This window comes from Kitasatospora sp. NPDC091257 (genome assembly GCF_044757675.1).
GTDB classification, from domain to species: domain Bacteria; phylum Actinomycetota; class Actinomycetes; order Streptomycetales; family Streptomycetaceae; genus Kitasatospora; species Kitasatospora lactacystinica.
Window position 1 is genome coordinate 1 of sequence record NZ_JBIVVI010001653.1, and the last position, 1,499, is coordinate 1,499.

Below are 1,499 nucleotides of genomic sequence, written 5' to 3' on the forward strand. Positions count from 1 at the left end.
GTCGGGGGACGGCGTCTGGGCCCTGGCGGCTGGGTACGGATGCTCTGCTCCACCCGTCCAACGTACGGTCCGATCATCGCCACACTGTGTAATGGACCGTTCAGGTCCCGGCCCGTGTCTCCGGGCGGAGCAGTGATGTGATCGTCACTCAGGTCGGCTGACCTGCCCCGTCGGCTCGGCGCACCACGGTCACCGGATCCGCGCACGGGTCTCCTCGCAGGGGACGGCATGACCGATCTCACCTTCGAACGGCCCGTCCGCGTCCGGTGGGGCGACGAGCTGTGAGGCGGGGCGGGGGCTGCCCGTAGACTTGGGGGTCGGCCCGTACGGTGCCGACCCAACTCCTCCAAGCCCACGGGACTGCGCTTCATGTCGCTCACGATCGGAATCGTCGGCCTGCCGAACGTCGGCAAGTCGACCCTGTTCAACGCCCTGACCAAGAACGACGTGCTGGCGGCCAACTACCCGTTCGCCACCATCGAGCCGAACGTCGGCGTGGTGGGCGTCCCGGACGAGCGGCTGGCCAAGCTCGCCGAGATCTTCGGCTCCCAGCGCATCCTCCCGGCCACCGTCGACTTCGTCGACATCGCCGGCATCGTGCGCGGCGCCAGCGAGGGCGAGGGCCTGGGCAACAAGTTCCTCGCCAACATCCGCGAGTCCGACGCGATCTGCCAGGTCGTGCGCGCCTTCACCGACCCGGACGTGGTGCACGTGGACGGCAAGGTGTCGCCCAAGGACGACATCGAGACCATCCACACCGAGCTGATCCTGGCCGACCTCCAGACCGTCGAGAAGGTCCTGCCGCGGCTCCAGAAGGAGGCGCGCCTCAAGAAGGACACCGCCCCCGTGCTGGCCGCCGCCGAGGCCGCGCAGGCGATCCTGGAGACCGGCAAGACCCTCTTCGAGGCCGGCTTCGACACCGCCCCGATCCGTGAGCTCCACCTGCTGACCGCCAAGCCCTTCCTCTACGTCTTCAACGTGGACGAGGACGAGCTGGCCGACGAGGACTTCAAGGACGCCCAGCGCGAGCTGGTCGCCCCGGCCGAGGCGATCTTCCTGAACGCCAAGATCGAGTCCGAGCTGATCGAGCTGGACGACGCCGAGGCCCTGGAGCTCCTCCAGTCCATGGGCCAGGAGGAGCCCGGCCTCGCCACCCTCGCCCGGGTCGGCTTCGCCACCCTCGGCCTGCAGACCTACCTGACGGCCGGCCCCAAGGAAACCCGCGCCTGGACCATCAAGAAGGGCGCCACCGCCCCCGAGGCCGCCGGAGTCATCCACACCGACTTCCAGAAGGGCTTCATCAAGGCCGAGGTGATCTCCTTCGCCGACCTGGTCGAGACCGGCTCCATCGCCGAGGCCCGCTCCAAGGGCAAGGCCCGCATCGAGGGCAAGGAGTACGTCATGCAGGACGGCGACGTGGTGGAGTTCCGCTTCAACGTCTGATCGACCCGCTCCCTGAGCCGACCCGACCTGCCGCATGCGCAGGGTCGGACGGGGCC

1 protein-coding gene is annotated in these 1,499 nt (G+C 68.9%); it reads left to right on the forward strand.

Going from position 1 to position 1,499, the window contains the following annotated elements; translation table 11 throughout:
* Positions 1 to 369 precede the first annotated feature (369 nt).
* A complete protein-coding gene (ychF, locus tag ACIQOV_RS41035) occupies positions 370 to 1,443 on the forward strand; it encodes a redox-regulated ATPase YchF (protein WP_401056190.1) in 1,074 nt (357 codons plus the stop codon).
* The last annotated feature ends 56 nt before the right edge of the window (positions 1,444 to 1,499 follow it).

What these genes read in the sequence shown, in the direction of transcription:
- ychF (WP_401056190.1), top strand. Translation starts at nt 370, where the DNA reads ATGTCGCTCACGATCGGAATCGTCGGCCTGCCGAACGTCGGCAAGTCG.